This window comes from Streptomyces sp. NPDC001744 (assembly GCF_042892575.1).
GTDB lineage: Bacteria > Actinomycetota > Actinomycetes > Streptomycetales > Streptomycetaceae > Streptomyces.
Map to the genome: position 1 here is coordinate 14,636 of NZ_JBIAUG010000031.1, position 16,120 is coordinate 30,755.

Below are 16,120 nucleotides of genomic sequence, written 5' to 3' on the forward strand. Positions count from 1 at the left end.
AGGGGTTCGTGGGTGGCGGCGGGCCGGACGGACGCCGCGTGCGGTCGTGCCGTACGGGCGGGTCAGGCGGCCGTGACCGCGGAGGCGCCCAGGGCCGCGAGGACCGGGTTCAGCCGGGCGAAGAAGCCGGGCAGGTCCTGCTGGAAGTAGAAGTGGTCGCCGGGCAGGACCTCGGGCTCGACGGGGTGCCCGGCCACGAGGGACCAGCCGGCGAGCATGTCGACCGGGACGATCGGGTCGGCGTCGCCGCCGAACACCGCGACCGGGCAGTCGAGCCGTACGTCCGGGGCGGTGCACCGGTAGACGTCGTCGACGGCGAAGTCGGCGCGGATGGACGGCAGGACGATCTCGCGGAGCTCCGGGTCGTCGAGGATGCCGTCGTCGGTGCCGCCGCGCTCCTTGATGGCGGCGACGAGCTGGTCGTCGTCCAGCCGTTCGGGGCGCACCGGGCACTGGTTGGGCAGGACGGGCGCCCGGCAGGCGGAGGCGACGAGGCCCTGCGGGGTCCGGCCGCCGGCCTGGAGGGCCCGGACCACCTCGAAGGCGACCAGGCTGCCCATGCTGTGCCCGAGGACCACCAGGGGGCCGGTGTCCCGGGGGAGGGCGTCGACCACGGGGAGCGCCAGGTCGTCGACGGACTCGGGCAGGTCCTCGCTGTAGCGGGCGCCCCGGCCCGGGTACTGGCCGATCAGCAGCCGGACGTCGGCCGGCAGGTGCTCGCGCCACGCGCTGTACGCGTGGGCGTTGCCTCCGGCGTGCGGCAGCACGAGGAGCGAGAGGCGGTGCGGGGCGTCTCCGGGGAGGTCCCAGACGATGTCCTCGGGGGCGGTGTCCGGGGAGGGGTTCATGAGCTGATCCGTTCTGTCTCGGTGCGGCGGCGGAGGGCGGGTCGGGCCTTCCTCGCCGGGGCGGTGGTGGTCCCGCGCGCTTCTTCGAGGGCTTCGATGTGCGCGGCGAGGCGGGCGGGGGTGGGGTGCTGGAAGACGTCGCGGACGGTGAGCCGCACGTCGAGGGCGCCGGCGATGTGGTTGGTGAGGCGGGCGCCCAGGAGGGAGTGGCCGCCGTGGTGGAAGAAGTCGTCGTCGACGGTGAGGCCGGTGGTCGTGTCGAGGACGCGGGCGAAGAGGGTGAGCAGGGTCTCTTCGAGGGGGGTGCGCGGGGCACGGCCGGCGGTGGTGACGGCGGCCGGTGCGGGCAGGGCCCGCTTGTCGATCTTGCCGTTGGGGGTGAGCGGCAGCCGCTCCAGGAAGGTGAGGTAGGTGGGGACGAGGTGTTCGGGGAGCCGGTCGGCGACGTGCCGCCGGATCTCGTCGGGCCGGACGTCGGGGCGGATTCCGTCGTCGGTGACGACGTAGGCGGCGAGGCGCTGTTCGTGGACGGTGACGGCGGCCTGGGTGACGTGGGGGTGGGTCAGGAGCGCGGCCTCGGTCTCTCCGGGTTCGATCCGGAAGCCCCGGATCTTGATCTGGTCGTCCACCCTCCCCTCGTAGACGAGACGGCCCTCACGGTCGAAACGGGCCAGGTCACCCGTCCGGTAGAGACGGCTGCCCGCCGGCCCGAACGGATTCGCCACGAACCGGGCGGCCGTCAGGTCCGGGCGGCCGAGATAGCCGTGGGCCAGGCCCTCCCCCGCGAGATAGAGCTCACCGGTCACGCCCGGCGGGCACAGGTTCAGATGGGCGTCGAGGACGTAACCACCCTTGTTCACCAGGGGTGATCCGATCGGGACGACGGCCTGGGGCCGGTCGGCCGCTTCGATGGGGTGGGTGGTGGTGAAGCCCATCGACTCCGCCGGCCCGTACCCGTTGACGACCTCGATGCCCGGCCTGAGCCGCTGGAGCTTGTGCACGTGCGCCGGGGAAGCGGCCTCACCCCCGGTGAAGGCGACCGCGACCGTGTCGAACGCCTCCGGGTGCTCGTCCACCAGGAAGTTGAACAAACTCGCCGACAACTGCAGCATCGTCACCCCGTGACGACGGGACAGTTCACTGATCAGCACCGGCTCGGGCCGCTGCCCCGGCTGCAACACCGAGGCCCCGCCGTGCAACAGCGCGCCCCAGAACTCCAGGCTGAACGCGTCCCACGACACCGGCGAGCACTGCAGGAACACCTGCTCCGGACCGAACCGGCCGTACGACTGCCCGCTCACCGTCGACACCAGATTCCGGTGCGACGACAAAATCCCCTTCGGCCGCCCCGTCGAACCCGACGTGAACATCAAGCAGGCGGAGTCGTCGGGGCCGACCGGCAGGCTGAGGTTGCCCGTTTCCGGGGAGGGGAGGTCGGCCGGGGTTTCCGTATGGGTCGTCCAGGGGCCGTCGACGCGCCCGGCGAGGACCGGGCAGGTCAGGAGGTGACGGATGCCGGCGTCGGTGGCGGCCGTCCTCAGCCGCTCGTCGGGGAAGTCCGGGTCCAGGAGCGTGTAACCCGCCCCGGTCTTGACCACCGCGATCACGGCGGCGGCGAAGTCCACGCCCCGCTCCAGCAGGATGCCCGCCAGGTCACCGCGCCCCAGGCCGCGTTCCCGAAGCAGTCGGGCCCACCGGTTGGCCAGCGCGTTGAGTTCCGCGTAGGAGACTTCCCGCTCGCCGTCGACCAGGGCGGTCCGGTCGGGGAATCGCGCCGCCTGCTCCTCGAACCGCTCGACCAGCGAGGCGTCCCCCACGTCGGCCACCGTCCCGGCCCACGGACCGGTCAGCAGCGCGCGCTCCGCACCCGACACCACCTCAAGATCCGAGAGACGTACGCCCGGATCGGCCAGTACCTGGACCAGCACGCGGCTCAGGACCGACGTCATGCGCCGCACCGTCTCCTCGTCGAACAGGTCGGCCGCGAAGAGGACCGCGCCGTGCAGGCGCCGGCTGTCGTCGGAGCGGAGCAGGAACTCCAGGTCGAACTTGACCGACCCGCTCGCGACACCCGTGACCTCGGAGGTACGGACACCGGCCAGGTCGAGGCGCGGGGCGGTGCCCGCCTCCAGTCCGAGGCAGATCTGGAAGAGGGGATGGCGGGAGAGCGTGCGGGTGGGATTGAGGGCTTCCAGAACCAGGTCGAAGGGGGTCTCCTGGTGTGCGAAGGCATCCAGATCGACGGCACGCACCCGGCCCAGCAGTTCGCGGAACGTCGGATCACCCGAGCTGTCGGTGCGCAGGACCAGCGTGTTCACGAAGAACCCGACCAGCCCCTCCAGCGCCCGGTCCCCACGCCCCGCCACCGGCGAACCGATCGCCAGATCCGACCCCGCGCCCAACCGGGTCAACGCCGCCACCAACGCCGCGTGCACCACCATGAACGGCGTGCACCCCTCCCCCCGCGCCACAGCGGCCACCCGCTCGAACACCTCCGCACCGAAGTCGATGTCGACCTGTCCGCCGAGATGGGATGCCTTCGCCGGCCGGGGCCGGTCCGTGCTCAGGCCGTGCTCCTCGGGAAGACCTTCCAGCGCACCCCGCCAGAAACCGAGTTCCCGGCCCAGCACACTGCCCGGATCGTCCGCCGACCCCAGCACGCGTCGCTGCCACGCGGCGTAGTCGGCGTACTGGACGGCGAGGGGTTCCAGTACGCGCCCCTCCGCTCCCCCGACCCGGGCCTCGTAGGCCCGTTCGAGATCGGCGAAGAACACCCCACTCGACACACCGTCCGTCGCGATGTGGTGCACCACCAACAGCAGCACCGCCGACCCGTCGCCCAGGTCGAACACCACCGCCCGCACCGGCACGTCCACCGCCAGGTCGAACACCCGACCCGCCTCCGCCACCAACTCCGCGTCGAGCAGACCGGCCCGGGTACGGCGCGACTCCACGTGCACGCGTGCCTTCTCCGGCGGGAGGATGCGCTGGCGCGGCTCGCCGTCCACCGTTTCGAAGACCGTTCGCAGCGGTGCATGACGCTCCATCACGTCGGCCAGTGCCGCTTCCAGCGCCCCGAGGTCCAGCCCTCCGCCCTCCAGGCGCACCACCATGGGCACGTTGTAGGCGGCACTGTCCCCGTCGAGCTGCGAGAGCAGCCACAAGCGACGCTGCGCGTACGAGGCCGGGGGCGGACCGTCCGCCCCGGAACCCTCCCCCGCGACCAGCGGCGGAGCGGCCCGGCCTCCCTCGTCCGCGATCAGCTCCGCGAGGCCCGCCACCGTCGGACGCCCGAACACGTCCCGGATCGTCAGCCGCACGCCCAGCGCGTCCGCGACGCGGTTCGTCAGCCGCGCCGCGAGCAGCGAATGACCGCCGTGGTGGAAGAAGTCGTCGTCGACGGTGAGAACGGTGGTCGTGTCGAGGACATGGGCGAAGAGGGTGAGCAGGGTCTCTTCGAGGGGGGTGCGCGGGGCGCGGCCGCCGGTGGTGACGGCGGCCGGCGCGGGCAGGGCCCGCTTGTCGATCTTGCCGTTGGGGGTGAGCGGCAGCCGCTCCAGGACGATGACGTGGGTGGGCACGAGGTGTTCGGGGAGCCGGTCCGCCACGTGCTTGCGGAGTGCCTCGACCGGAACGTCCTCGGCTTCCGCGTCCTCGACCACGTACGCGACCAGCCGGTCCTGGTGGACGGTGACGGCGGCCTGGGTGACGTGGGGGTGGGTCAGAAGCGCGGCCTCGGTCTCTCCGGGTTCGATCCGGAAGCCCCGGATCTTGATCTGGTCGTCCACCCTCCCCTCGTAGACGAGACGGCCCTCACGGTCGAAACGGGCCAGGTCACCCGTCCGGTAGAGACGGCTGCCCGCCGGCCCGAACGGATTCGCCACGAACCGCACCGCCGTCAGATCCGGGCGGCCCAGATAGCCGTGGGCCAGGCCCTCCCCCGCGAGATAGAGCTCACCGGTCACGCCCGGCGGGCACAGGTTCAGATGGGCGTCGAGGACGTAACCACCCTTGTTCACCAGGGGTGATCCGATCGGGACGACGGCCTGGGGCCGGTCGGCCGCTTCGATGGGGTGGGTGGTGGTGAAGCCCATCGACTCCGCCGGCCCGTACCCGTTGACGACCTCGATGCCCGGCCTGAGCCGCTGGAGCTTGTGCACGTGCGCCGGGGAAGCGGCCTCACCCCCGGTGAAGGCGACCGCGACCGTGTCGAACGCCTCCGGGTGCTCGTCCACCAGGAAGTTGAACAGACTCGCCGACAACTGCAGCATCGTCACCCCGTGACGACGGGACAGTTCACTGATCAGCACCGGCTCGGGCCGCTGCCCCGGCTGCAACACCGAGGCCCCGCCGTGCAACAGCGCGCCCCAGAACTCCAGGCTGAACGCGTCCCACGACACCGGCGAGCACTGCAGGAACACCTGCTCCGGACCGAACCGGCCGTACGACTGCCCGCTCACCGTCGACACCAGATTCCGGTGCGACGACAAGATCCCCTTCGGCCGCCCCGTCGAACCCGACGTGAACATCAAGCAGGCCACATCGGCCCCGGTCAGCTCCGTGCCCAGGTTCTCCCCCGGCAAGCCGTCCAGTTCCCCGGGCGAGGGGGAGACGGTCCGCCACGGCCCTTCCAGGCGCCCCACGAAGCGGGGACCGGTGATCAGGACGTCGATGCCGGCGTCGGTGGCGGCCGTCCTCAGTCGCTCGTCGGGGAAGTCCGGGTCCAGGAGCGTGTACCCCACCCCGGTCTTGACCACCGCGATCACCGCGGCGGCGAAATCCGCACCCCGCTCCAGCAGGACACCCGCCAGGTCGCCGCGTCCCAGGCCGTGTGCGGTCAGATGACGGGCCCGGCGGTTGGCGGCGGCGTTGAGCTCGGCGTACGTAACCGTCCGCTCGCCGTCGACCAGGGCGGTCCGGTCGGGGAACCGGGCCACCTGCTCCTCGAACCGCTCGACCAGCGAAGCGTCCCCCATGTCGGTCGCCGTCCCGGCCCACGGACCGGTCAGCAGCGCGCGCTCCGCACCCGACACCACCTCAAGGTCCGAAAGACGCATCTCCGGGTCGTCAAGGGCTTGGACCAGTACGCGCCCGAGGACCGACGTCATGCGCCGTACCGTCGTCTCGTCGAACAGGTCGGCCGCGAAGAGGACGGTGGCCCGGAGGGACTTCTCGTCGTCGGAGCGGAGGAAGAACTCCAGGTCGAACTTGGCGGAACCGTTGGAGACCTTCTCCACGGGTCCGGTCCGTACGTTCCGCAGCGCGAACGCCGGACCGCCGCCGGTTTCGAGTGTGAGGCAGATCTGGAAGAGGGGATGGCGGGAGAGCGTACGGGTGGGATTGAGCGCTTCCAGAACCAGGTCGAACGGCGTCTCCTGGTGTGCGAAGGCATCCAGATCAGCCGTACGCACCCGGCCCAGCAGTTCGCGGAACGTCGGATCACCCGAGCTGTCCGTGCGCAGAACCAGCGTGTTCACGAAGAACCCGACCAGCTCCTCCAGCGCCCGGTCCCCACGCCCCGCCACCGGCGAACCGATCGCCAGATCGGAACCCGCGCCCAACCGGGCCAACGCCGCCACCAACGCCGCGTGCACCACCATGAACGGCGTGCACCCCTCCGCCCGCGCCACAGCGGCCACCCGCTCGAACACATCCCCACCGAGATCGACCTCGACCTCGCCGCCCCGGTGCGAAGCCCGCGCCGGCCGGAGGCGGTCCGTGCTCAGGCCGTGCTCCTCCGGAAGCCCCTCCAGCGCACCGTGCCAGAAGTCCAGCTCCCGGCTCGAGAGGCTCTCCGGGTCGTCCGTCCCGCCCAGTACCCGTCGCTGCCACGCGGCGTAGTCGGCGTACTGGACGGCGAGGGGTTCCAGTACGCGCCCCTCCGCTCCCCCGACCCGGGCCTCGTAGGCCCGTTCGAGATCGGCGAAGAACACCCCACTCGACACACCGTCCGTCGCGATGTGGTGCACCACCAGCGACAGCACCGCCGACCCGTCGCCCAGGTCGAACACCACCGCCCGCACCGGCACGTCCACCGCCAGGTCGAACACCCGACCCGCCTCCGCCACCAACTCCGCGTCCAGGGCCTCCGTCTCCACCCGGCGCCGCCGGACGGTCACCTTCGCGAGGTCCGGCGAGAGGATGCGCTGACGCGGTTCGCCGTCCACCGTCTCGAAGACCGTCCGCAGCGGGGCGTGCCGCTCCACCACGTCACCCAGTGCCGCTTCCAGCGCCGTCAGGTCGAGGCCGTTCCCCTCCAGGCGCACCACCATGGGCACGTTGTAGGCGGCGCTGTCCCCGTCGAGGCCGGCGAGGAGCCACAGCCGGCGCTGCGCGTACGAGGCCGGGGGCGGTCCGTCCGTCCCGGAGCCCTCCCCCGCGACCAGTGCCGGAAGGGCGTTCCGTACGCCGGACTCGTCCGCGATCAGCTCCGCGAGGCCCGCCACCGTCGGACGCCCGAACACGTCCCGGATCGTCAGCCGCACGCCCAGCGCCTTCGCGACGCGGTTCGTCAGCCGCGCCGCGAGCAGCGAATGACCGCCGAGCGCGAAGAAGCTGTCGTCGATGCCGATCGGGGCGGTCGTCTCCAGCGTCGCGCCGAAGAGGGCGGTGAGGATCTCCTCCGTGGGGGTGCGCGGGGCCCGTCGCGTGCCGAGGAGGGCCACCGGTGCGGGCAGGGCCCGCTTGTCGATCTTCCCGTTGGGGGTGACGGGCAGCCGGTCGAGGGGCGTGAGGTAGGTGGGGACGAGGTGTTCGGGGAGCCGGTCGGCGACGTGCCGCCGGATCTCGTCGGGGTGGGCGTCGCCGTCGGTGACGACGTAGGCGGCGAGGCGCTGTTCGTGGACGGTGACGGCGGCCTGGGTGACGCGCGGGTGGGTCAGGAGTGCGGCCTCGGTCTCCCCCGGCTCGATCCGGAAGCCCCGGATCTTGATCTGGTCGTCCACCCGGCCCTCGTAGAGCAGGTGACCGTTCCCGTCGAAACGGGCCAGGTCACCGGTCCGGTAGAGACGACTGCCCGCCGGCCCGAACGGATTCGGCACGAACCGGGCGGCCGTCAGCTCCGGACGGCCCAGGTAACCGTGGGCCAGGCCCTCCCCGGCCACGTACAGCTCTCCCGTGGTGCCGGGCGGGCACAGGTTCAGGTGCGCGTCGAGGACGTAGGCCGGCTTGTTGACGAGGGGCGTTCCGACCGGGATCGCGGTGTGGGGGCGTTCGCCCGGTTCGACGGTGTGGGTGGTGGCGAAGATCATCACTTCGGCGGGCCCGTACCCGTTGAGGACCGTGATGCCGGGCTTGAGCCGCTGGAGCTTGTGCACGTGCGCCGGGGAGGCGGCCTCGCCGACGGTGAAGGCGGTGGTGACGGTCTCGAACGCCTCCGGGTGCTCGTCCGTCAGGTAGTTGAAGAGGGTCGCGGACAGCAGGAGCGTGGTGACGCCGTGCCGGCGGGCCAGCTCGGTGACGAGGGCCGGTTCGGGCTTCTGTCCCGGCTGGAGCACGACGGTGCCGCCGTGGAGGAGGCCGCCCCAGAACTCCAGGCTGAACGCGTCCCACGACACCGGCGAGCACTGGAGGAACACCTGGTCCGGGCCGGTGGGGAGGTAGGGCTGGCCGGTCAGGGTGGACACCAGGTTGCGGTGGGTGGACAGGATGGGCTTGGGGCGGCCGGTGGAGCCCGAGGTGAACATCAGGCAGGCCGGATCGTCGGGGGTGACGGGGAGGCCGGGGTTGCCGGGGCTGTGGGAGAGGAGTTCGCCGGGGGCCTCGGCGTGGGTCGTCCAGGGGCCGTCGAGGCGCCCGGCGAGGGCCGGACGGGTGAGGAGGTGGCGGATGCCGGCGTCGCCGGCCGCCGCGCGGAGGCGCTCGTCGGGGAAGTCGGGGTCGAGCAGGACGTGTGCGGCGCCGGTCTTCAGTACGGCGAGGAGGGCGGTGGCGAAGCGGATGCCGCGTTCCAGCAGGACGCCCGCCAGGTCGCCGCGTCCCAGGCCGCGTGCGCTCAGGTGGCGGGCCCAGCGGTTGGCGGCGGCGTTGAGCTCGGCGTACGTGACCGTCCGTTCGCCGTCGATCAGCGCGGTCCGGTCGGGGAACCGGGCCGCCCGCTCCTCGAACCGCTCGACGAGGGTCGGGCCGGCGGTGTCGGCCGTCGGTCCGGCCCAGGGGCCGGTGAGCAGGGCGTATTCGGCCTCCGACAGCACCTCCAGGTCGGCGATCCGGCGTTCGGCCGGCCGGTCCGGGGCGAGGGCGGTGGCGAGGAACGCGGCGAAGCGGTCCTGGTGGGCGGCGACGGCCTCGACGTCGACGCCCTCGACCGGGGTGTCGAAGTCGATCCGCAGACCGTGGTCGGCGCCGAGGTCGAGGACGGCGACGGCGAGGTCGTCCACCGGGCCGTTGCTGATGTTGTGGTTGAGGGTCGGCCGGCCGCACACGGTGAGTTCCGCGTGGAAGCCCATGATGTTGAGGACGGGGGCGGCGAGGCGGCGGGAGCCGTCGATGACGCCGGCGTCCCGGCACAGGTCCTCGTACCGGGTGAGCTGGTGGCGCAGCCCGTGCTTGATCTCGGCGGCGGCCGAGCGGACCAGGGTGCCGAGCGTGTCTCCGGGCCGGATCCGGAGCCGGAGCGGCACCACGTTCGACGTCATGCCGGGCGTGCTGCGCGCCTGACGGGTCGTCCGGCCGGTCACGGGCAGGGCGACGACCAGCTCCTCGCGGCCCGTGACGCGGTGCAGGTAGACCGAGAAGAGCGCCACGAGCAGGACGGACCAGGAGACCCGCGCGTCGCGGGCGACCGTCCGCAGCCGGTCGGCGTCCGCCGCGGGCACCCGTACGCTGCGGCGCGCGAAGGGCAGGCCGCCGTGTGCGGCGGGGGCCCGGCCGGTACCCCGGACGAGGCCGGCGGGTGCGTCCGGGGCGCCGGCGAGGTGTTCCCGCCAGGCGGCCAGGTCGGCGGCGGCCCGTTCGGAGTTCCGGTACGCGTCGTCCTCGGCCAGCAGGTCGGCGAGGCTCCCGAACGGTGAGGCCCCCCAGGGTTCGCCCGCGACCGCCCGCTCGTACAGCTCGACCAGGCGGGCGAGCGCCATCGACACGCCCACGCCGTCGACGACCAGGTGGTGGAACCCGTAGAAGTAGAAGTACCGCTCCTCGCCCAGCTTGATCAGCGCGCAGCGGACCGGTGGGCGGGTCAGGTCGAAGGGGGTGGTGATCATGCCGTCGATCAGCCGCCGGGCCTCCGCCTCCGGGTCGTCCGCCGCGCTCACGTCGGTGAACGGGAGGGTGCGGTCGCCGGCGGCGTCGGCCGCTTCGACGAGCTGCCACACCTGCTCGCCGTCGTCCTCGAAGCCGCGGACGCGGAGGAAGTCGGCCTCCTCGACGAGCCGGCGCCAGGCCGCCGCCATCAGCTCCGGGTCGACCGGACCGTTGATCTCGCGGCACTCGGCGACGTTGTACCTGATGCCGGTGGGATCGAGGGCGTGTGCCGTCCAGATGTCACGCTGGGCCACCGAGAGCGGCAGCCGGACGGCGGCCGGAGCGGGTGCGACGGGCGTGTCGAACGGCATGGAAGGCTCCTGGGAGGAAGGCGCGGCGGGCTTCGGGCGGGGCAGTGGCCATACAACCCGCGGGGGCGGGCCCGGGGCGGCAGTTGGTCCGGCGGTACGCGAGCGGTTCGGCGGTGCGGCGGCAGTCAGGCGGCAGCGGTTCCGGCAGGAGTGGCGGCAGGGGCGGCGGCACCGGCCGCCGTCGCGGGGACGGGGGCCAGGCCCGTCGTCACGGGTACGGGGGTGAGATCCGTCGCGGGTACGGCGGCGAGGTCCGTCGGGGTGGCCGGGGCGGCGAGGGCCCGTACGACGCACAGCACGCGGAACGCGGACCGGCCGCTGTCCGTGCTGGACCGGATCACGCCGCCGACCAGCAGGTCCCGGACCGTACGGCCGCACTGCGCCAGGGGCAGGCCGGTCAGCCGGACGACGTCCTCCAGGAGGAATTCGTCCCGCCCGGCGGCGCACAGCCCGGCGATCAGGCTCCGGTGCCCGGCGGACAGCCCGGCCAGGGTCCGGCCGACGCCCTCCCGGAGGCGGGACCCGGACCGGCCGTCGGCCAGGTGGTCGAGCAGCGGGGCGGGGTCGGAGTCGACGATGCCGCGCAGGGTCGGCAGGTCGCAGAGGGTGAGCCAGGAGGCGGCCGCGGCGAGGGCGAGCGGGTGCCCGTCGAGGCGGTGGCAGATCCACGCGATGTCCGTCAGGGCCCGGTCGTCGGGGACGATGTCGGGGCGGACGTGACGGAGCCGGCTGAGGAAGAACCGGATGGCGGGGGCATCGGGCCGGGCGCCGCCGGACGGGGCGGGCGCCTCCAGGGGGGCGAGGAGGAAGAGGCGTTCGCCGGGAACGTTCCAGGGCGTGTCGGAGGTGACGAGGAGGCGCAGTCCGGGCAGCTCGCGCAGCAGTCGGCCCAGCCGGTGGAAGTCGAGCGTCCCGGTGTCGGCGCCGTCGAGGACGAGGAGCGCCTCCCGGTCGCCCAACAGGCCCGTGAGGGCGGGCGGAACGCTCTCGGCCGGTCCGTCGCCCCGCAGGAAGCCGGCGCACTCGGCGGCCGGGACGCCGAGCGGGTCGTCGTCGGCCGGCAGGCAGTCGGCGACCGCTCCCGGGGCCGTGTGCCACAGCACGGGGAAACCGGCGGCGTGGAGGCCGGCCGCGGCCTCCAGGGCGAGTCTCGTCTTGCCGACGCCGCTCAGGCCCACGACGGTGATCAGCCGTTCGGTCCCGGAGCGCAGTTCCTCCGTGACGACGGCGGCCTCGGCCCGCCGCCCGATCAGCGGGTGCAGGGGGACGGGCGGTGCCGACCGCTCCGGGGACAGGTGCCGGGGGCCGCCGCTCCGGTGGCCGCGCCGTCCCGCGTCCTCCAGGGCGGCGCGGGCCCGGGGACCCAGGCGCAGGGCGTCCGCGATGAGCCGGATCGTGTCCGCTCTCGGCCGCTGGGCCTTTCCCTTCTCCAGGTCGCGGATGGCCCGCACGCTGATGGTGGACAGGTCGGCCAGCTCGCGCTGGGTGAGGCCGATGCGGAGCCGGTGGTCGCGGATGAGCGTGCCGAGCGCGGCGGTGCCCGCCGCGCCGCCCTCCGGGGAAGGACTGGAAAGACTGGTCGTCGCCATGTGAAGCCCCCACTGGTCGAGTCGGGGCGAGAACCCCGGCCGGCGGCCCGGGTCGGGCCGCCGGCCGGTGCGAGGGTCTCGCCGTCTTCTGCTCTCCATCGTGAGGACGGGGCTATCCAGGGGGCATCCCGTGGCTAACCCCCTGGTGGGAGCGGTGCTCGGCCCCCGGCGACAGGGGATGGCGCACTCGTGAAAGCGGGGGCCGCGCCGCGATAGCGGAGTGATAGGACAGCGGACGGTCCGGTGAATCCGGTCGTTCCTAACGTGGTGGTCACAAGGAAACGCCGCCCCGCCGAGAAGGAGAGTCCGATGTCGAAGACCACCGCCGCCCGCACCGCGTTCCGCACCGCCGCCGCCTCGGCGCTGATCGTGCTCGTGACCGGTTTCGGCGCCGGGACGAGCTGGGCGGACGAGTCCACGGGTACGACGACGACGGCTTCGTACGAGAGCGGGACCGGGACCGGGGGCGGCGACGGGACCGGCGGCACCACGGGCACGGGCACGGGCACCAGCACCGGTGGCACCACGACCACGCCCGGCCCCACCGACAACAACCCGTGGGACTGACCCGGTACGGGCGGACCGCCTCCGCGGTTCCGGCGCTCCCGGGCGTGAGTAGTTGGCGTACAGGAAATCCCGGTGAGAACGATCATGGTCGGCCAGGAGCGTGGGTCAGTGAACAACTCCTGGAATGACGCGCCTCCTGGTGAAGTGCGGCTGCCGGGCGCTGCTCTTGAAAAGGCGTGGCTGCCGGGCAGTCGCGATGCGAAAATCAGACCGCGCCTTGATCCACATCGCGTCCCGGAGGTCCGCATGGACGTATCCCCGCTGCTGCCGTTGACCACGGCCCGGTTGTCGCTGCGTCTGTTCACTCCCGGCGACGCCGACGACCTGTACGCCTATCAGGGCCTGCCGAGCGTGGCGCGCTACTTGTACCGGTCGGCGCACACGCGTGAGCGCAGCGAGCAGGTTGCCGCCGAGCGCGCGGCGCAGACGGTCTGGCGCGCCGACGGGGACAAGCTGGCGCTCGCTGTCTGCCGACGCGATGAGCCCGGCGTCCTTGGCGAGGTGAGCCTCGCCCTGGCCGATGCCCGCGCGGCCCAGGCCGAGATCGGCTGGACTCTCGACCCGGGTCACCAGGGGCACGGCTACGCGACCGAGGCGGCTGCGGCGCTGGCCGGGTTTGCCTTCGACACGCTGGGCGTACACCGGCTCTACGCACGGCTGGATGTGGAGAACACCGGGTCTGTGCGAGTCTGTGAGCGCCTCGGGATGCGCCGGGAGGCGCACCTGGTCGAGAACGACCTCGACGGGGATCGCTGGGGCAGCGAGTACATCTACGCGGCGCTGTCCGCGGATCTTGGCGGTCGATCAACGCCCGGGCCGTCGTCGATGAAGAGCATCAGGTCGTCATCATCATCGCCGCCGACGTGACGACCAATCCTTCGGACGCGCTGAACTGCACCACGACGCTCGACCAGTCCGCACAGAACACCGGCGTCCACCCCAAGCAGGCCTTGGTCGATGTCGGCTACTGCTCCGAGACCAATCCCGAGGCCGCACGAGAGCGCCAACCGGCCTGCGACACGGACACGTTCATGGCCACCGGTCGACTCGCCCACGACGAGCAGGTCGCGCCCGCACCACGCGGACGCATCCCCAAGAACGCCACGCTGAAGGAACGCACGGCCCGCAAGCTCCGGACGAAAACCGGCAAGGCCGCCTACGCCCCCCCCGGAAAGCGATCGTCGAACCCGTCTTCGGCCAGATCATGAGCTGCCACAACGGCCGCCGGCTTCTCCTGCGCGGCGAGGACGGAGCCCGAGGAGAATGGCTGCCGCCGGCCGCCTGCCACAACTTCCGCAAAGCCTTCCGGCACGCGGGAACCGCGGGACTCGCCGCGGCGATCGCCCGACCGGCGCGGCCACCGGCCCTGTCCGGGCCGATTTCCGGACCGCCGGGACCGGCCACCGATCGCCCAAGGACACTGGCCGGCGACCACGAGCGATCCGGCCGGTCACGACCACCCGGTCAGTTGCCCGTTACAGAGACACGTTCCTAGGCGCCCCCGCCCGGGGCGATCAGCCCCGTCTCGTAGGCGAAGACGACAGCCTGGACGCGGTCGCGCAGGTCCAGCTTCGACAGGATACGGCCGACGTGGCTTTTGACCGTGGTCGGGCTGAGGAACAGCCGGGAGGCGAGTTCGGCATTGCTGAGGCCCGTCGCGAGCAGGCGGAGCACCTCGAGCTCGCGCGGGGTCAGGCCGGACAGATCGCGGTGTGGGGCGATGGTCTGCGGTTCGTGGTGACGGGCGAAGCGCTCGATCAGCCGACGAGTGATCGTGGGTGCGAGGAGAGCGTCGCCGGTCTGCACCAGGCGTAGGGCGGAGACCAGATGTTCGGGAGTGACGTCCTTGAGCAGGAAGCCGCTGGCGCCGGCCGTGAGCGCGGCGTAGACGTAGTGGTCGAGGTCGTATGTGGTCAGGATGATCACCCGTGCTCCGGCCGGGCCGGCGTCGCCGATGATGCGCCTGGTGGCCTCGATGCCGTCCATCTCCGGCATCCGGATGTCCATGAGGACGACGTCGGGCCGCGTACGGCGAACCGCTGCGACAGCCTCGGCCCCGTCGGCGGCCTCGGCCGTCACTTCGATGCCGTCCGCCGCCAGGATCATCTTGAAACCGGTGCGTACGAGAGCTTGATCATCGGCGATGACGACGCGCAGAGCCGACCGGTCCGCGGTCATACCGCGCTCCGCGGCATGCGGGCCGTCACGCGGTAGCCGCCGTTCGGCGTCGGTCCGGCCGTCAGCTCACCTTGGTAAACGGCCAACCGCTCGCGCAGCCCCATGTGGCCACGGCCGTTACTCTGCGCGGGCGGGGATTCCTCGGCACCGCCCGTGTCCGTGATCTCGATCTCCAGACAGGCGTCGGTGTAACCGATGGTGACGGTCGCCCGCGCGCCGCGCGCATGCTTGATCGTGTTGGTCAGCGCCTCCTGTACGACGCGATACGCCGCGAGGCTCACCCCCGGTGGCAGCGGATCCGGCGGCAACGACACCCCGACGCTGACCGGCGTACCGGCGGCACGTACGCGTGCGACGAGCGCGTCGAGCTGCGCGAGCCCGGGCTGGGGCTCCAGGCCGTCGGGCCTCTCGTAGTCCGGGGCGGCCAGCAGGCCCATCACGTGGCGGAGTTCGGTCATGGCGGCCCGACCGCCCGCCTCGACGGCCAGCAGTGCCTCCTTGGACTGCTCGGGCGCCATGTCCATCACTTTGCGGGCCGCCCCGGCCTGGATCACCATCACGCTCACATTGTGGGTCACGACGTCGTGCAGTTCGGCGGCGATGCGGGCACGCTCCTCTTCGACGGCGCGGCGCGTGGCCTCCTCTTGAGCGGCCTGCAGTTCTGCCATCCGGTCCCGGCTGGAGGCCAGCCGCAGTTGCAGAAAGCGGACGAGGCTGGCCAGCATCCCTGCCACCAGGAGCACGAATCCCGGACTGGACCATCCGGGGAGCACGGGCTCCGCGTTGCGGAAAGCGAAGCCGGACAGCGCAGCGGCGATCACCAGGACGACGATCGCCGCTGTCCGGTAACGGCTGTGCACAACGGCGCTGTAGGCGCCGATGACACAGGCCAGGACGGTGATCCACGAGGCGGAGCCGCCGATGGCCAGTGCCGCTCCCAGCACCACCACGAACAAGGTCAGCGGATACCGGCGCCGGGCTGCCAGCGGCAGCGTCGACAGGACGACCAGGGCCCAGGGCACGGAAGAGGGTTCCTCCTTCACGGGCACCTGACCGGGGTCGGGCGGCGAGGGCGGGGCCGGGACCCCGGTCCCGACGTCCACCGTGGGCGGATCGATGTTCACCGGCCCGTCGCCGGGATGGCGCACCGCCACGAACAGGGCGATGACGGTCAGTACGACCGCCAGCACCACATCGGCGCGCACCGCTCGCCGGGACAGCGGGGCGGCCTTCACCTCCGGGCGTAGCGGGTCGACGAGTTGCTGATGCCAGTTGCGCCGGTCTTCCGTCTCCACCCGTGCATTGTGCTGCGCTCTCCGCCCGGCCGCGTCCGCCTGTCCGGCCAGGACATCGCCCGAGAGGCCTCCTTCTCAGGTATGACTCGCGG

Annotated in this window: 8 protein-coding genes; 3 read left to right on the forward strand and 5 right to left on the reverse strand. The window is 72.4% G+C overall.

Features of this window, described 5'->3' with window-relative positions; genetic code table 11:
- Positions 1–62 precede the first annotated feature (62 nt).
- From ACFYZY_RS27900 to ACFYZY_RS27910, 3 genes are all read right to left on the reverse strand, one after another.
- Positions 63–848 carry a thioesterase II family protein gene (locus ACFYZY_RS27900; protein WP_388699502.1) on the reverse strand — a complete coding sequence of 262 codons (786 nt, stop codon included), beginning with the start codon at positions 846–848 and terminating at the stop codon, positions 63–65.
- Positions 845–10,399, reverse strand: coding sequence for an amino acid adenylation domain-containing protein (locus ACFYZY_RS27905; RefSeq protein WP_388699503.1), 9,555 nt, complete (start codon positions 10,397–10,399; stop codon positions 845–847). Before ACFYZY_RS27905 ends, ACFYZY_RS27900 begins: the two co-directional genes overlap by 4 nt.
- Positions 10,400–10,524: 125 nt before the next feature.
- On the reverse strand, positions 10,525–11,988 hold the full coding sequence (locus ACFYZY_RS27910; RefSeq protein ID WP_388699505.1) for a helix-turn-helix domain-containing protein: 1,464 nt from the start codon (positions 11,986–11,988) through the stop codon (positions 10,525–10,527).
- 309 nt (positions 11,989–12,297) lie between these two features.
- Between ACFYZY_RS27910 and ACFYZY_RS27915 the strand changes: the two genes are divergently transcribed.
- The 3 genes from ACFYZY_RS27915 to ACFYZY_RS27925 all read left to right on the forward strand — a co-directional run bounded on the left by ACFYZY_RS27915 (position 12,298) and on the right by ACFYZY_RS27925 (position 14,050).
- Positions 12,298–12,555, forward strand: coding sequence for a hypothetical protein (locus ACFYZY_RS27915; RefSeq protein WP_388699507.1), 258 nt, complete (start codon positions 12,298–12,300; stop codon positions 12,553–12,555).
- A 246-nt stretch (positions 12,556–12,801) separates the two neighbouring features.
- Positions 12,802–13,422, forward strand: coding sequence for a GNAT family N-acetyltransferase (locus ACFYZY_RS27920; protein WP_388699551.1), 621 nt, complete (start codon positions 12,802–12,804; stop codon positions 13,420–13,422).
- Between the two features lie 145 nt (positions 13,423–13,567).
- Positions 13,568–14,050 (forward strand): transposase, encoded by a 483-nt coding sequence (locus tag ACFYZY_RS27925; protein WP_388699553.1) that lies wholly within the window; start codon positions 13,568–13,570, stop codon positions 14,048–14,050.
- Here the strand turns inward: ACFYZY_RS27925 and ACFYZY_RS27930 are convergent.
- Both ACFYZY_RS27930 and ACFYZY_RS27935 read right to left on the reverse strand, forming a co-directional pair.
- The gene (locus tag ACFYZY_RS27930; protein WP_388699510.1) at positions 14,047–14,733 is read right to left on the reverse strand and encodes a response regulator; all 687 of its coding nucleotides are present in this window, start codon (positions 14,731–14,733) and stop codon (positions 14,047–14,049) included. The two genes, ACFYZY_RS27925 and ACFYZY_RS27930, sit on opposite strands and share 4 nt — an antisense overlap.
- Positions 14,730–16,028, reverse strand: coding sequence for a sensor histidine kinase (locus tag ACFYZY_RS27935; RefSeq protein WP_388699512.1), 1,299 nt, complete (start codon positions 16,026–16,028; stop codon positions 14,730–14,732). The genes ACFYZY_RS27930 and ACFYZY_RS27935 overlap by 4 nt, the downstream gene beginning before the upstream one ends.
- Between the last annotated feature and the right edge of the window lie 92 nt (positions 16,029–16,120).